Source organism: Streptomyces sp. SID5469, assembly GCF_009862865.1.
Classification (GTDB): domain Bacteria; phylum Actinomycetota; class Actinomycetes; order Streptomycetales; family Streptomycetaceae; genus Streptomyces; species Streptomyces avermitilis.
In genome coordinates, this window is the sequence record NZ_WWIN01000001.1 from 4,935,222 (window position 1) to 4,950,583 (window position 15,362).

General features: G+C 71.9%; 15 protein-coding genes. 4 read left to right on the top strand and 11 right to left on the bottom strand.

The window, feature by feature from the left end:
• Positions 1 to 24 precede the first annotated feature (24 nt).
• On the top strand, positions 25 to 402 hold the full coding sequence (locus tag GTY58_RS20960) for a MerR family transcriptional regulator (RefSeq protein ID WP_010985444.1): 378 nt from the start codon (positions 25 to 27) through the stop codon (positions 400 to 402).
• A gap of 45 nt (positions 403 to 447) precedes the next feature.
• Here the strand turns inward: GTY58_RS20960 and GTY58_RS20965 are convergent, their stop codons facing one another.
• Both GTY58_RS20965 and GTY58_RS20970 read right to left on the bottom strand, forming a co-directional pair.
• Positions 448 to 2,493, bottom strand: coding sequence for an ATPase AAA (locus tag GTY58_RS20965; protein ID WP_010985445.1), 2,046 nt, complete (start codon positions 2,491 to 2,493; stop codon positions 448 to 450).
• Positions 2,494 to 2,619: 126 nt separating this feature from the next.
• Complete coding sequence (locus GTY58_RS20970) at positions 2,620 to 3,234, bottom strand: TetR family transcriptional regulator (protein ID WP_010985446.1); 615 nt, start codon at positions 3,232 to 3,234, stop codon at positions 2,620 to 2,622.
• A gap of 104 nt (positions 3,235 to 3,338) precedes the next feature.
• Between GTY58_RS20970 and GTY58_RS20975 the strand changes: the two genes are divergently transcribed.
• Entirely contained in the window at positions 3,339 to 4,307 is a 969-nt protein-coding gene (locus GTY58_RS20975) for a zinc-binding dehydrogenase (protein ID WP_010985447.1), read from the top strand.
• 58 nt (positions 4,308 to 4,365) lie between these two features.
• Here the strand turns inward: GTY58_RS20975 and GTY58_RS20980 are convergent, their stop codons facing one another.
• From GTY58_RS20980 to GTY58_RS20990, 3 genes are all read right to left on the bottom strand, one after another.
• Entirely contained in the window at positions 4,366 to 6,522 is a 2,157-nt protein-coding gene (locus tag GTY58_RS20980) for an aminoglycoside phosphotransferase family protein (RefSeq protein WP_242432115.1), read from the bottom strand.
• Between the two features lie 343 nt (positions 6,523 to 6,865).
• Complete coding sequence (locus tag GTY58_RS20985; protein ID WP_242432113.1) at positions 6,866 to 7,588, bottom strand: HAD-IA family hydrolase; 723 nt, start codon at positions 7,586 to 7,588, stop codon at positions 6,866 to 6,868.
• 29 nt (positions 7,589 to 7,617) lie between these two features.
• Complete coding sequence (locus GTY58_RS20990; RefSeq protein WP_171033173.1) at positions 7,618 to 8,469, bottom strand: winged helix-turn-helix domain-containing protein; 852 nt, start codon at positions 8,467 to 8,469, stop codon at positions 7,618 to 7,620.
• Positions 8,470 to 8,649: 180 nt separating this feature from the next.
• On the opposite strand from GTY58_RS20990, the gene GTY58_RS20995 reads away from it, so the two are divergent.
• Positions 8,650 to 8,838: a hypothetical protein gene (locus GTY58_RS20995; protein WP_010985451.1), complete on the top strand. Its 189-nt coding sequence runs from the start codon at positions 8,650 to 8,652 to the stop codon at positions 8,836 to 8,838.
• Positions 8,839 to 8,844: 6 nt separating this feature from the next.
• Here GTY58_RS20995 and GTY58_RS21000 read toward each other — a convergent pair whose 3' ends face one another.
• From GTY58_RS21000 to GTY58_RS21015, 4 genes are all read right to left on the bottom strand, one after another.
• Positions 8,845 to 9,747: a GntR family transcriptional regulator gene (locus GTY58_RS21000; protein WP_107082969.1), complete on the bottom strand. Its 903-nt coding sequence runs from the start codon at positions 9,745 to 9,747 to the stop codon at positions 8,845 to 8,847.
• Between the two features lie 376 nt (positions 9,748 to 10,123).
• Positions 10,124 to 11,380, bottom strand: coding sequence for a GNAT family N-acetyltransferase (locus tag GTY58_RS21005; protein WP_010985453.1), 1,257 nt, complete (start codon positions 11,378 to 11,380; stop codon positions 10,124 to 10,126).
• Between the two features lie 123 nt (positions 11,381 to 11,503).
• Positions 11,504 to 12,493 carry an asparaginase gene (locus GTY58_RS21010; protein WP_010985454.1) on the bottom strand — a complete coding sequence of 330 codons (990 nt, stop codon included), beginning with the start codon at positions 12,491 to 12,493 and terminating at the stop codon, positions 11,504 to 11,506.
• Between the two features lie 190 nt (positions 12,494 to 12,683).
• A complete protein-coding gene (locus tag GTY58_RS21015; RefSeq protein WP_010985455.1) occupies positions 12,684 to 13,280 on the bottom strand; it encodes a hypothetical protein in 597 nt (198 codons plus the stop codon).
• A gap of 170 nt (positions 13,281 to 13,450) precedes the next feature.
• On the opposite strand from GTY58_RS21015, the gene dtd reads away from it, so the two are divergent.
• A complete protein-coding gene (gene dtd / locus GTY58_RS21020; RefSeq protein ID WP_010985456.1) occupies positions 13,451 to 13,888 on the top strand; it encodes a D-aminoacyl-tRNA deacylase in 438 nt (145 codons plus the stop codon).
• Between the two features lie 49 nt (positions 13,889 to 13,937).
• Here dtd and GTY58_RS21025 read toward each other — a convergent pair whose 3' ends face one another.
• Both GTY58_RS21025 and GTY58_RS21030 read right to left on the bottom strand, forming a co-directional pair.
• Complete coding sequence (locus tag GTY58_RS21025) at positions 13,938 to 14,903, bottom strand: folate-binding protein YgfZ (protein ID WP_010985457.1); 966 nt, start codon at positions 14,901 to 14,903, stop codon at positions 13,938 to 13,940.
• Positions 14,904 to 14,913: 10 nt separating this feature from the next.
• Positions 14,914 to 15,351 (bottom strand): transcriptional repressor, encoded by a 438-nt coding sequence (locus GTY58_RS21030; protein WP_010985458.1) that lies wholly within the window; start codon positions 15,349 to 15,351, stop codon positions 14,914 to 14,916.
• Positions 15,352 to 15,362: the final 11 nt, after the last annotated feature.

Consider the following 15,362-nt stretch of genomic DNA (forward strand, 5'->3'; position numbering starts at 1 on the left):
CTTCGGACGCCTGCGAGGTGGGGAATGCGGATCGGGCAACTGGCCGAGCGGACCGGCGTGAGCGAGCGGTCGCTCCGCTACTACGAGAAGCAGGGCCTGCTGGCGGCCGACCGCACCCCCGGCGGCCATCGCGACTTCCCCGACCGGGCGGTCGACCGGGTCATCCTCATCCAGGAACTCTTCGCCGCGGGCCTGCACAGCAAGAAGATCGCCGAGCTGCTGCCCTGCATGCGGGACACGGACGGCGGACCGTCCGAGGTCGCCACACCGCGGCTGGTCGCGGACCTCAGCGGGGAACGCGACCGCATCGACCGCATGATCAACGATCTGATCCGGTCCCGGACCGTCCTGGACGAGGTGATCGAAGCGGCTTCGGCCGGCCTCCGCCGGCCGCACGTCTGAGCCTGACCCTCGGCTCGGCGCGCAGCTGAAGCAGGGCGCCGGTGATCACCACGGCAGCGGGCGCGCGTGCACGACGTCCAGCCGTGAGACCGCCCTGGTCAGCACCACGTACAGCCGGTGCAGCCCGCGCGACTCGGCCTCCGCGATCGCGGCCGGCTCGACGGCGACCACATGGTCGTACTCGAGTCCCTTGGCGACGGTGGCGGGCACCACCGTGACCCGTGCGCCGAGCCGGTCGGGCCCGGCCGGCTCGAGCCCGGCGCAGGACAGCGCCTCCCGTACGGCCGCGACGTCCGCGTCGGCCGCGATGACCCCGACGGAGCCCTCATGGGCGAGGGCCTCGCGCACGGCCTCGGCCACGGCTGCCGCCACCTCCGCCGCCTCCCCGACCCGCCGCATCCTCAACTCGCCGTCCCGGCGCAGTGAACGGGCGGCGGGCACCGCCACATCGAGTCGCTCCAACAGCCGGTTCGCCAGCCCCACGACGGCCTCCGGTACCCGGAAACCGGTGGTCAGCGGGACCACGTGCGCGTCGGGCCTGCCCAGGTGCGGGAGGAGTTCGGACCAGTCGCGGGCCGCCCACGGAGTCGTGCCCTGGGCGAGGTCCCCGAGCACCGTCAGCGATCCGAAGACCGCCCGCCGGGCGATCGCCCGGCACTCCATCGGCGAGAGGTCCTGCGCCTCGTCGACGACCAGGTGCCCGTATCCCTCCGGGTGTTCGATGAGCCCCGCGACCTCGTCGAGGAGCACGAGATCGGCGGCCGACCAGCGCGCCGACCGGTACGAGCGCGGCGGCCCGGTCCACAGCAGCGCCCGCTGCTCGTCCGCGTCGAGGACCCCCTCCGCCGCCGCGGCGAGCGCGTCCGGGTCGGCGAGCAGTCCGGCGACCACCTCCTCGGCCCGCACCCTGGGCCAGACGGCGTCGACGTACGCGCTGACCGGCCGGGCCCGTTCGATCTTCCGCACCCATGCGTGCGTACGCGGCCCGGCGCGCCGTTCGGCCTGCGCCTGGATCCGGCCGACGACCCGCGTACGCACCCGCTCCCGTCCGACGGCGTACGGCGGCTGTTCGGTCCGTACGTCCTCGACGATCCGCGCCAGCGCGTCGGCCGGGACCCGCCAGCGGTACGAACCGTCGGGCACGGTCAGGGAGTCGGCGGCCGTGCCGATCCGGCCGTACAGGGCGCGGCGCAGCACCTCCGCCATCCGCGGGTCGTGCTTGACGACGGCGGTGCGTTCGTCGTCGACGGCGGTGACGCGGTGGCGGGCGCCGATCTCGTCGGCGACGGTGGACTGGCGTACGCCGGTCTCACCGAGGGCGGGGAGCACCTCCGCGATGTAGGAGAGGAAGGTGCGGTTGGGGCCGAGGATCAGCAGTCCGCCACGCCGGATGCGCTGGGGGTGGGTGTAGAGGAGGTACGCGGCCCGGTGCAGTCCGACGGCGGTCTTGCCGGTGCCCGGGGCGCCCTGCACACAGACGGAGGTGGCGAGGTCGGCGCGTACGAGGTCGTCCTGTTCGGGCTGGATGGTGGCGGCGATGTCACGCATGGGGCCGAGCCTGGGGCGTTCGATCTCGTGGGTGAGGATGCGGCTGGGGGCGTGCTGTTCGGCGCCGATGTGCTCGTCCTCCAGGCCGGTGAGATCGGCGGTGTCACCGCGGCTGCCGGGCGCCCAGCCGAAGCGGCGGCGGACGGCGACGCCCTGGGGGGCGCGGGCGCTCGCCTGGTAGAAGGCGCGGGAGACGGGGGCGCGCCAGTCCACGACGAGGGGCGGTGCGGCGGGGTGCTCGGTGATGCGGAGGCGGCCGAGGTGGTAGCTCTGCCCGGCGTGTTCCCGGTCGCCGCTGTCCGGGGCGAAGTCGAGCCGGCCGAAGAACAGGGGGCCTTCGGGGAGTTCACGCATGTGCTTGGCGCGGCTGCGGAGCCGGTGGCCGAGGACTTCGGCGTCGGCACCGGAGGCGGAGACGTCCTCGCCGGTGATCACGTGCTCGTCGGCGCCTTCGACCATGGCGGCGAGGGCGGTGCGGCACGTGTCGTGGTAGGCGCGTTCGCGGGTGAGGGCGTGGTGGAGGGCGGGGTCGGGTGACGTCATTCCAGGGAGGATAGCGGAATAACGTTACCGAGTAACATTTTTAACCAGGTCGCACACGCTGTGGCCACGTCGTCTCAGGCGTTCGCCCCAGGAACGGGTCTCAGGCATTCCTCTCAGGCGTTCGTCTCAGGCGTACGAGGGAAGCCCGTCCGCCAGCCGCCCGAACGCGCGCTCGGCCGCGGCGACGGCGTCGGCGTGGACGTCCGCCGCCCGCTCCCCGCCCGCCACCCGGCGCCAGTTCTCCAGCGCGAGGACGCGCTGCACGGCGACGATCTGGCCGGCGGCGAGCCGGGCGTCGAGGTCGCCGCCGAGGGCCGCGGCGAGCGCGCCCTCCGACCGCTCCAGGTAACCGTGGAGGCGGGCGGCGAGGGCCGGCGTCCCGTAGAGCAGCCGGTGGAAGGCGAGGACGCCCGGACGGTCGTTGAGCCCGGTGACGGGATCCTGCCGGGCGAGTCCGTCCAGGAAGTGCGCCCGTAGCGCGGCGACGGGCGACTGCCCTTCGCCCCGGCTGCCGACCACCCCTGCGGCCTCGGTCTCGTGATCGGCGAACCGGTACAGGACGAGGTCCTCCTTGGCCGGGAAGTACCGGAAGAGAGTGGGCTTGGAGATCTCGGCGGCGGCGGCGACCTCGGCCACGGACACGGCGTCGAACCCCTTCTCGAGGAACAGCCCGATGGCGATGTCCGACACGGCCTGGTACATCCGCTGTTTCTTGCGCTCACGCAGCCCGATCTCACCCATGCCCCGAGCCTACGCACCACCGCGCGGGCCGCCGCTTGACCTCAACCTCGCTTGAGGTCGAAGACTGCACGGCGTAACCGATCGTGAAGCGTGAGGAGACGGCGATGCGTGCGGCACAGGTGAAGGAGTTCGGCGGCCCGGAGGTGCTGGTCCCGGTGGACCTGCCCGACCCGGTACCCGGCCCGGGCGAGGTGGTGATCGAGGTCGCGTACACGGACACGATCTTCGTGGAGACCCAGCTGAGGTCCGGCTGGGGCCGGGAGTTCTTCCCGGCCGAACCGCCGTACGTGCCGGGCGGCGGTGTGTCCGGGGTGGTGGGCGCGCTCGGTCCGGACGTCCCGGCCGAGTGGCTGGGCCGGCGGGTGACGTCGTTCGTGACGGGGAGCTACGCGGAACGGGCGGTGGCGGCGGTCTCGTCCCTGACGCCGGTCCCCGACGCCCTGGACCTGCTGACCGCCGCGGCCCTGGTCCATGACGGCGTGACGGCGACGGGCCTGCTGGAACTGACCACCGTCACCGAGACGGACCGCGTCCTGATCCTGGGCGCGTCGGGCGGCATGGGCACGCTGCTGGTCCAGCTGGCGCACGCGCGGGGCGCCCGGGTGGTGGGAGTGGCCCGGGGCGAGGCGAAGGTGGCGCTGGTGCGGAAGCTGGGGGCGGACGAGGTGGTGGACGCGACGCTCGCGGACTGGCCCTCGCGGGCGCGCCACGCGCTGGGCGGGGACGGGGCGGCGGACGTGGTGCTGGACGGAGTGGGGGGCGAGCTGGGGGCCGCGGCGTTCACGCTGACGGCCGACGGCGGGCGGTTCTCGGCACACGGGGCGCCGTCCGGGGGCTTCGCCGCCCTCGATCCCGACGAGGCGGGGCGGCGCGGCATCACCCTCTTCGGCATCGGGGACGTGCAGTTCGGTCCGGCCGACCTGTCGCGCCTGACGGCCGGCGCGCTGGCCGAAGCCGCGGCGGGGCGGCTGCGGCCGGTGGTCGGGGAGGTGTTCGCGCTGGAGAAGGCCGCCGAGGCGCACGCCGCCATCGAGGGGCGGCAGTCCGCGGGGAAGGTGCTGCTGCGCAGGTAGCGCTCCGCCGCGCGGTCGGTCACGCGGTCAGTCACACAGTCGGCGCTCCGCCGGTACGTCACCCGCCCACGGGCAGCCCGGCCGGTCCGGTGCCGCCCCGGCCGCCGTCCGGCAGGGCGCGGGCGAGGCAGGGTTGCGACAGCCGGCCGAGGGGCAGTCCCAGCGAGGCTGTCGCGGCCCGCAGGGTCATCGCGTACGAGCTGACCGCCCTGCGCACGTTGGGGGCGTCGAGGCCCGCGCCGGTGACGAGCCGGTCGAGGTCCACATAGGCGGAGCGGACGATCTCGATCCACCGGTAGACCCGCCAGTCCCGCTGCCAGTCCTTCGTGTGGGTGGGGGCGAGTCCGCGTTCCCAGCGGCGGAACATGCGGTCGCGGATCTCCGGCCGGGTCGGGGTGAGGTGCAGGTGCCGGACCAGGTCGTACAGCGGGTCGCCGACCATCGCCATCTCCCAGTCGATGATGGTGAGCGCGAACCGGTCGGGCCGGCGTACGAGATTCCAGGGGTTCAGGTCTCCGTGCAGCAAGGACGGTGACCTGGGCGTCACCTCGTGCCGGGCGAGGATCTGCCCCAGCCGAGCCGCGTCCGGAAGGCCCAGCAGACGCGCCAGTTGCTGCGACTCCCTCGGCAGCCCGCGGACCAGCCCGACCAGTTGCCCGCTCAGCCACGTGTAGAAGTCGGGCTCGCCCGCCATCGGGTCCAGGGCGCCGTGGTCGACGTCCGTCAGGGCGCAGAGCTGGTCGACGAGTCCGTCCGCCTCGTGCGGCAGCAGACCGTGCACCGGATGGTTGGGGGGCTGGTCACCGTCGGGCGGACCGACATACGTGTGGATGGCGAAAGGATCCCGCTCAGCGCTCTCGCCCAGCGCCAGGACCCGCGGCGCCGTCACCGCGACCCGGGACGACTCGATGGCCCGCAGCACCGCGTGCTCGCTGAGGAAGCTGGGCTCGCGCCGGCAGACCGACGCGAGCCTGCGCCGTACCACCACGGGAAAGCCGACCCCCGGCACCCGGACCACCGAGTTCAGGTGCGCGGTGCCCTTGAACACACGGGCCGCCGGCGCCGCCCCTTCCGCCATCAGGGCGGAGAGCACCGCGGGGTGGGGGAATTCGGGGTGTTCCGGGACGCGTCTGTCCGGTACCCAGCCGATCGTGGCGCGCCGGGCGCCGGGGCTCCGCTGAGGCGACGACGCCTGCCACCGGTAGAGGGCCCCCCGGATCTCGGCGGTACCCGGGACCTGCGCCAGCCCGAGTGGTTCCGCGGCTGTCCAAAGAGCCCTGTGCACCTCGGCCGTGGCGGCGTCCAGGCTCTTCTCGTCGCGCGAGTCCGTCAGCGACCGCGCCGCCCGGATGACGTCGGGAAACACCGACTGCGCCTGTTCGAAGGCGACGTAGTGGCGCAAGTCGGTCGCGAGTCCGTTCACCGCCGCCGGCCGGGTCGCCCCCATCGCGTCGGCCCAGGCGTGGATCACCTCGTCCCGCTGGAAGGCCGGGTACCGCATCCGTACGAGGTGCGTGGCCAGGTCGTGCAGGGGATCGCCGTACGTCGCCAGTTCCCAGTCGACGCAGACCAGTGGCGGGTCGCCGCTGTAGGGGACGATCACGTTGTCCCGGTGGAGGTCCGTGTGCAGAAGGCTGTACGGGCGACGCGCCATCGCGGGAACCCGCCCGGCCAGCCGGGTGAGGGCGTCTCCGGGGACGCCCAGAGCCGCGAACAGTCCACCGTAGGCGGCCCAGTTGGGCTGACGGATCTGGCGGTCGGCGAGGTGCGCGAGGGTACGCAGGAACGCCTGGCCGTCCTTGTCGTTGCGGGGCCAGTCGGCGGGCAGCGGCGGCAGGGCCTCCCTGCGCACCTGCGCCATCCGGGCCAACAGCCCCGCCAGCGCCTTGAGCATGAGGCCGTCGACCGGTTTGCCGTTGCCGCAGAGGCTCGACAGCGGCACGCCCGGCACATAGCTGTGGATCACGGCGTTCTCGCGCTTGACGAGGCATTCGGGCACATGGGGCAGGACGCCGTGGAGGGCGCCGAGGATCTCCGCCTCGTCCCGCCAGGTCCTGATCACCACGGGCAGCGCCTCGGCGCGGGGAATCCGCACCACCACCGGCGTCCCGGCCGCACGCCCCAGGAGACGCGCGACCGGCTCGGCGAGCGGAGTCACGAAGTTCTGGTGGTGCTGTCCGCTGCTCGGTACCCCCCGCTCGGCCGCCACGCGCACGAACGCGTCGAACGCGCTGTCGGGAAGAACGTCGGCGGCTCGTTCCCGGACCGGAGGACGGGGAACGGGGGGTGCGCCCACTGGCCGCTCCTGGAGGGTCGCGCGGGGTGGTGGAAGGTGAGGTCAAAATAACCGCGAGATGCGCTCCGCACGACCGGAGACCAGGTTCACTGGGCCCATCGAGTGGCTCGCCACTCTTCTCTACGTTCTCGTGCGTCAGGTCGTTCGGCGCTGCGGCGGGTTCACCTTCATGCGCAAGCCCCGGAGCGGTTGCTCCCGCGGTTCGGGCATGCTACAGCACCGTCTGGGCAGCACCCCGGTCACCGACGGCGGCGGCGGGCGCTCACGGCCGGGCGGAAGCGGACTGCTCCCTGAGGACGCGCAGCACCAGCTCCAGCGACCCCACGATCTCCTCGGCGCCGGCCTCCTTCAGGAGCTTCTCCTTGCGGTCGTTGCGCGCGTAGCCCAGGAAGGGAACGCCCGCCCGCTGTGCGGCGAAGTAGTCCGAAGGGGTGTCGCCGATCATCAAGGACGCGGACGGAGCGGCGCCCATCGCGTTCAGCGCGCGGTTGAGGCAGTGCGGATCCGGCTTCAGAAGGTGCAGGTCCTGGGTGCGGCCGTAGATGTGCGGGGCGAAGCACGCGCTGAGGCCACGGCTCGCCACGTACTTGCGGGCCACCCGCGGAGAGTTGTTCGTGGCGATGGCGAGTCGGGCGCCGACCGCCGTCCAGGTGCGGATCAGGGGGTCCGCGTACGCCGTGGGCATGGCCGAGGACGCCGCGCGGAGTTCCTGCTTGGTGAGACGTTCCTCCAGCTCGGCCACCAGGTCGCTGCCGGGGTGTCTGCGGTCCACCGCGCGCAGGACTATGTGCGGGTCCAGAGCCTCGCGTTCCGTCTCCGACAACAGGGCGTGCAGGCCCCGGCCTTCGAGCCACTCCACGAGCTCGACCGCCACCCGCTCCGCCTTGTGCCCCGCGAACAGCCGACAGATCGGCCCATCGAAGTCGAAGAGGACGAAACGGGCCCGCGTGATCAGTTCTCGCAGTTTCTCGGTCTCTGCTGTCACCAGTTCAGTCTGCGTCGCATCAGAAGTCACTAAGAGAGTGTCAGGTCCGTCGTGATGGTTTCCCAGAGGGCGTTGAACCACTTCTGGGATTGGTCCACGAACGCGGCGTCCCGCTGGCCCACCCGGCTCTCGAAGGAGAAGAGCAGGGACTTGGAGCCGAGGGCGTCGTACATCTCCAGGGTCCGGCTCTCCACCTCCTCCTCCCGCTTCGTCAGCATGTAGTAGGCGATCAGCGCCTCTTCCTCGTTGAGCAGGTACAGCTTCACCGGCGGGGTGAACGGCAGGGCGCGGAAGGTCACCCGGACGTCGATGCCGTGCGAGGAGCGCAGGGCCTGGAGGTTGTGGCGCAGGACATGCCCCTGGGCGTTGCGCTGCTCCAGCCAGCGCTTGTGGACGGGGTCGCCCTCGGTGCGGCCGTCGACCTGGATCGGGAACGCGAGGTTGATGTCGCGGGACGGGAGCAGGATGCGGACGTCGATCGACTCCGGGCGGAGCCGGCCCTCATGGATCTGGCGGACCGGTTCGCCGAGCGCCAGCATCAGCGTCTCGGCGGTCAGGCAGGCCGCGTCCACATGGACGTGCGGGACCCCGAACGCCGCCGTGAGCCGGGGGGCCAGGCCCACCATCGTCGGCTGAGGTTCGTCACGGGTGGGCGTGACCTCCGCGATCCGCGGCGGGCTCCCCTTGCTGACGTTGCTCAGCAGGCCGTCCTCCTGGAGTGCGCGCAGGGCCTGGCGGACCGTGCCGCGTTCCACGCCGAACTCCTCCGCCAGTTCGGCCTGGGTCGGCAGGCGGTCGCCCGCCTTCAGGTCGCCGGCGCGGATGCGGTCCCGCAGGGTGTCGGCGATCTCCTGGGGCGAGAGCCTTCTGCTGCCGTTCACTGCAACGTTCTCCTGAGTCACGACCAAACGCTACAACTTCGGTCCATCTATGGGCAGTTGTTTGAAAGTTGTTTATGAGTAGGTACCAACTGGGGATAACTTCACCATAGTTGGTTGCCAACTTAGCAGAGTTGGCGGAGGGTTTGCCTCCACCTCAACCCCGCAGAAGGAGGTACCACCATGCCCGTCATCGCCCTCCTCACCGCCGTCTTCGTCGTCGGATTCGAGCAGATCGTCCAGTGGCGCTACGGTGCGAGCGGTGTCGTCGGCCTGCTGCTGCTCAGCATCGGCGTCAAGGCCAAGAACCCCACGTGCAGCTCCATCGGCGCCGTCGTCCTCGCGCTGACGGTCGCCGGCCCCGCGCTGTGACAGCGCCTAGTTCGTGAACTCCAGTTCCGAACTGATCGTCTCCCACAGCGCGTTGAACCACAGGTGCGACTGCTCCACGAACGTCGTGTCCCGCAGGCTCGCCCCCTGCGCGAAGGCGAACAGCATGGACTGCGTGCCTTCGGCGTCGTACATCTCCAGGTACTCGTGGTCGATCTCCTCGCCGCGCCGCGTCAGCGTGTAGTACGCGAACAGCGCCTCCGACTCGCCCAGCAGGTAGAGCTTCACGGGCGGGGTGAAGGGGAGGGCCCGGAAGGACACGTGGACGTCCACGCCGTGCGTGGCCCGCAGCGCCAGCAGGTTGTGCCGGAGCACCTGCCCCTGGGCGTTGCGCTGGGTCAGCCAGCGGCGCTGGAGCCGGCCGTTGTGCGACGCGTCCACGGGTGCCGGGAACGCCAGGTCGATCTCGCGGCTCGGCAGCAGCACCCGGACATCGACCTTGGCCGGTTTTATACGTCCCGCGTGAATCTCGCGCAACGGCTCGCTCATCGCGAGCGTCAGCGAGACCGAGGTCAGGCACAGGGCGTCTATCTCCACGTGCGGGACCGCGAAGGCCGCCGACACCCGCGGGGCGAGCGCCACCATCGTGGGCTGCGGCGGAGTTTCGGGCCCGGTCGGCACACCGCCTATGTTCTGAGCGACGGTCGCCGGGCTGCCCTTCGAAACATTGGAAAGCAGCCGCTCCGCCTGAAGGATGCGCAGCGCCTCCCGTACAGCCCCACGCTCCACCCCGAACTCGTCCGCCAGCCTGGCCTGCGTGGGCATGCGCTGTCCCGGCCGCAGCACTCCGGACCTGATCCGGCTGCGCAGCTCGTCGGCCACCTCGCGATGTGACGCCTGTGGCTGTCGTGACCTCTTCCGCCCCTTGACGGAGGCATGTTCCGGGTCCACGACAAAACAGTACAACTTCGCGCCATCTTTGGGCAGTTCAGTGAAAGGTGGTTATGAGACGTCCCCAATCGGAGATAAGTCAAATGGAGTTGGTCGCCAACTTGAGCAACATGGTCACACTTCCGAGGGTTGGTTATCGCGGGCGACGCACGTGACAACCGTCCGGCAGCCCCGCTGACCGGGCTCCCTTCCGGAGGGGAGCCGGGAGCTCGGTCGGCCCGCACAGCCACAACTTCATACGGCGTACGCACCACTGGCACAGCCACAACCGCATACGGGAGCACCACCGCACAGCCACAACCGCATAGCTACGGATACGAACGCGATCCCGAACCGGCAGGCACCCGCACGGAAGGAGAGCACCGCCCACCCGGGATCAGAACATGTCCGGGCACCACGGTCGCCCGGACGTTCGCAGCAGGGCGTCGGCAACGGAGGCGGCGCCCTCTTGCTGTTCCCGCACCCGGCCGAGCGCGGCCAGCCGCACCGCCGACGCGTCGCCCAGCCACAGCGCCGCCAACTCGCCCACGTCCAGCGTGAGTCCGGCATCCCGCGTGGTCGGCTCGCAGACCGCCCCGTCCGGCCCCACCGTCAGCCGGTACCGCCCGCCGGCCAGTCCGTGCCGGTCCACGACGTCCAGTACGAGCGTCCCCGACCCGTCGTACGTACGCGCCTCCAGCGCCCGTACGACATCCAGGATCCGCACCCACAGCCAGTCCGCGTGCGTGGTGACGCGGGCGGCGCGGGGATCGGGCAGGAAGTGCGGCAGCAGGTCGTCGGGGGCCCGCCAGCCCGTCCTGACCTTCGTGATCCAGTCGATGGAGCACAGGTAGTGCCACAGGGCGCGCTCCGCGGCCGGGGTCGTCGCGATCAGCCAGTTCACCTTCGCCGTGTTCTGGGGCTGCTTGGCGTCGCCCCAGTGGTCGTCGCACTCGTACGACACCAGGCCCTCGACCTCGCCGGACGCCGAGCGGTACACGGCGTAGAAGGGCTCCGTCCACGGTGAGCGGTCCAGGCGCACGACGCCCGTGTGGACCTGCCACCAGCGCTCGTCGCGGCTGACCGCGCCGGGCTGGGTACGCCTGAGCCGCTCGTGCAGCTCCGGGCCGGCCTTGCGGACGTCCTCGCCGTCGACGAGGTCGATGCGGCCGCCGTCCCCGGGGCCCGACCAGCGGGGGTCGAGACCGGTCCTCGGCACGTCGATCGTCCACTCGGTGGAGTGGGTGGCGGCGCCGAAGCCGTAGCGCCCGTAGATCGGGTACTCGGCGGCGATGAGGGTGGCGACGACGTCCCCGCGCTCCTTCGCGGCCGCGAGGTCCTGGGCCATCATGCGGGTGAGCAGGCCGCGGCGGCGGTGCGTGGCGGTGACGGTGACGTTGGAGATCGCGTCGGCGGGGACGGAGGCGCCGCCCACCGCGGTGAGCTCCTGCGGGAACGATCTGAACGTCGCGACGCAGCGGCCGTTGTCGAAGGCACCCAGGGTGCGGGCCGGGACGAGGTACGAGCTCCGGTCCGCGACCTCGCGTTCCGAGACCTCCGGGGAGCGCAGGAAACCGGTGTTGAGGGCGCGGATCCAGTCGGCTGTCTCGGCCTCGGCGATCGGGCGTACGTCGATGTCGTCGGGGCGGCTCATACGGTCACGCTAGGCGTACGGCGATGGGGTGTCGCGGGAATTTTGCACCCCGCCTCCCCGGCCGCCCTCCCTGTCCCGTCCCCGTCCCGTCCTCTGAGTGCTGCCGCCCATGACGGGCCGGGGTCAGAACGCCGCCCGGATCTCCCCCACCTCGCGCCCGCCGCCGAGCAGCGGCGCCGCCCCGATCCGGGCCACCACCGGCGCGGCCACGCCCATGAGAGCGAGCGCCCGCGCCAGAACCGGCCCCAGCGCGCGCGTCGCCCCGTCGTCCACCTTGAACGCCAGCGCCCGGCCGTCCGGCAGGGCCACCGCCTGGACCGCCTCCGCGCCCATCTTGGACAGGGCGCCCGGCAGCTCACGCATCAGCCAGGTGTCGGGGCGGCGCGTGCCCGCGACGTACTCGGGGTGGGCGCGCATCGCGTCGGCGACGCGGCGTTCGGCGGTGCCGTCGGCCGCCAGCACGAAGGAGCGGAAGGCGCGCGCCAGGCCCGTCAGGGTGATCGCCATGAGGGGGGCGCCGCAGCCGTCGGTGCCCACCGCCGCGACCGGCTCGCCCGCCGCCTCCTCCACCACGGTGTGGATCAGCTGCTGCAAGGGGTGGGCCGGGTCCAGGTACGAGTCCAGCGGCCAGCCCCGCAGCGCGGACACCGCGAGCATCGCCGTGTGCTTGCCGGAGCAGTTCATGGTGACGCGGTCGCGGACGGCGCCCGCGGCCAGGTACGCCTCGGTCTCCACCCCGTCCAGCGGCAGGTCCGGCGGGCACTGGAGCTGCGCCGCGCTCAGCCCGTGCTCGGCCAGCATCTTCTGGACCAGGTCCCGGTGGAAGGTCTCGCCCGAGTGGCTCGCGGCCGCGATCGCGAGGCGCTCCCCGTCCAGTTCCAGGCCGGCCCGCAGGATGCCCGCGGCCTGCATCGGCTTGTTGGACGAGCGGGGGAAGACGGGAGCCGTCACATCGCCGAGCGCCAGCTCCACGGAGCCGTCCGCGGCCAGCAGCACCAGGCTCCCCCGGTGCCGCCCCTCGACGAAGCCGGAACGCACGACCTCCGCGAGGACGGGCGGTACGGCGGACACGGCGGGAGCGGCGGGTATCGCGGGCGTGGCAGGGGCGGACATCGGCGGTGGCCTTCCGGGACGGGACGGGACCTGCCCGGGCGGCGGGCCGACCCGGTCTCCCGGGCGGGCCGGAGGTCTCCCTCCGGCCGCCTGGCGCGAAGGTCTCCCTCCGGGCCCGGCGCCGCGGCCGCCGGAATTCCCGGGGCCGCAGTGGCCACGGGCGGGCCCGGGATCGCCGGGGCCCGCCTTGTCACATGAGCAGGTCGTCTACTTGTGCTTCCCCTTCACGGTACCTGCGGGCGATCTCGGCGCTGCAATCGTCCGCCGTGCGCTGGAGCTGCTGGCGGCTGCGGGAGACCTGCCGCTCGTAGCGCACGAGGCGGCCCATTCCCGCGCCCAGCTCGTCGTCCGTCCGTGCTTCCAGGTCCGACAGCTCGACCTCGGCGAGCATCTCGGACGCCAGTCGCCGGGGCTCCTCGCCGTGCGGCGTGCCCACCGTCACATGGCGGGCCGACGAACGCTGCCGGGCGGGCGCGTCCGTGAGGATCTCCGAAAGCCGCTCCATGACCCCCGCCGGCGTGCCCCCCGCCGGTGCCGCGAGCCCACCGCGGCGCGCCAGCTCGGCCCGCAGGATGTCGATACGCCCCTGGAGCAGCCGCCGCACATAGCTGAGGTCGGCCTCGTCCCGCTGGGCGTCCCGGCGCAGCGTGCGCAGCTCCGGCAGCCGCAGCACGGACAGATCGGGCTCGGGCGGAGCCGCGGGCAGGGGGCTGTCCGTGCGCTGCACGGGCGGCCTGTGTGTGCCGACCCCGGGCAACTGCCCGGTACTCGTAATCGGTGTGCTCATCCGCCTCTACCGTCCCCTCGACCGGATTGTGGGAGCATCGTGCCATTCCAAGTGGCCGCTATGTGACCGAGTGCCCCCGATCGGCCCCAGATGGCGGGTTAAGGCTAATTAAGGAAACCCCCTGACGCCCCCTGACGGGGTCTGCTCACCCGCACGGCATGATGGCCCCCATGCGTGCGGTGGTGCAGAGGGTGGACGGCGCGAGCGTCGTCGTGGAAGGCGAGAACGGGCCGGAGACGGTCGGTGAGATCAACGGCGAGGGGCTCTGTGTCCTGGTCGGGGTCACGCACGACGACACCGAGGAGAAGGCGGCCCAGCTGGCCCGCAAGCTCTGGTCGGTGCGCATGCTGGCCGACGAGAAGTCGTGCAGCGACATCGACGCGCCGCTGCTCGTCATCAGCCAGTTCACTCTCTACGGGGACGCCCGAAAGGGGCGCCGCCCCACCTGGAACGCGGCCGCGCCCGGCGATGTCGCCGAGCCCCTCGTCGACGAGGTGGTCGCCCGGCTCCGCGCGCTGGGCGCGACGGTGGCGACGGGCCGGTTCGGTGCGCAGATGCGCGTATCACTGACGAACGACGGCCCGTTCACCGTACTGATCGAGAACTAGGGCAGAGCTTCAGGGTTCCAAAGCTCTGCGGTTCCGGGGCTCCGGGGCTCTAGGGCTCTACGACGACTTCCTGAGCGGCCGCCGTGTTGTCCGCCACCAGCGGTGCGTCCAGCGGCACGTTCCGCTTCACCAGGGCGAGGGCGATCGGGCCCAGCTCGTGGTGGCGTACGGACGTCGTCACGAAACCGATCTTGCGGCCGTCCGGGCCGTCGTCCGCGAGGCGCAGCTCGGTGCCGTGCGGCGGCAGGTGGACCTCGCTGCCGTCGAGGTGCAGGAAGACGAGCCGGCGGGGCGGCTTGCCCAGGTTCTGGACCCGGGCGACCGTCTCCTGGCCGCGGTAGCAGCCCTTCTCCAGGTGGACCGCGCTGCCGATCCAGCCCAGCTCGTGCGGGATGGTCCGGTGGTCGGTCTCGAAGCCGAGCCGCGGGCGGTGGTGCTCGACGCGCAGCGCCTCGTACGCGAGCAGCCCGGCCGCGGGGCCGCTCCTGTCCGCGTACGACTCCAGCTCGGCGCGGGGCAGGAACAGGTCACGGCCGTAGGCGGTCTCCCGTACGACGACGTCGGCGGGCACGTCGGCGATCGAACCGGCCGGCAGGTGCACGACCGCGAACTCGCCCGTCCGGTCGGCGACTTCGACGCGGTAGAAGAACTTCATCGACTCCAGGTACGCGATCAGCGCCTCCTGGGTGCCGGGCTCCACGTGGGCCCAGGTCGTCGTGCCGTCGTCGACCAGGTACAGGGCGTGCTCGATATGGCCGTGCGCGGAGAGGATCAGCGCCTCGGTGGCGCGGTGGGCCGGGAGCTCGCTGACGTGCTGGGTGAGCAGCAGGTGCAGCCAGCTGAGCCGGTCCTCGCCGGTGACCGTGACGACGCCGCGGTTCGAGAGATCCACGAAACCGGCGCCGCCCGCGAGGGCGCGCTGTTCGCGGAACAGGTCACCGTAGTGGGCTGCGACGCCTTCGTCCGCTCCCTCGGCGGGAACGGCGCCGGGCAGGGACAGCAGGGGGCTCTTCATACGCCTAAGCCTACGACTTGGTAGTTGAACTCTTGAGTGCGCAGTTCTGGCACCGGCCGAAGATCGCGAAGTGCTTCATGTCCGTGTCGAAACCGAAGGTCTCCCGCAGCTTCGCGGTGAACTCGGCGGCCACCCCGATGTCGGCCTCGATGACGTTCGTGCAGTCCCGGCACACGAGGTGGATGTGATGGTGGCGATCGGCGAGGTGGTACGTGGGCGCGCCGTGCCCGAGGTGCGCGTGGCTGACCAGCCCCAGCTCCTCCAGGAGCTCGAGGGTCCGGTAGACGGTGGAAATGTTGACCCCCGACGCGGTCTTCCTCACTTCCACGAGGATGTCGTCGGGGGTCGCGTGCTCCAGCTTGTCCACGGCTTCGAGCACAAGTTGCCGCTGCGGGGTCAGCCGGTAGCCGCGCTGCCGCAGATCGTTCTTCCAGTCGGTGCTCACCACACCACAGAGTC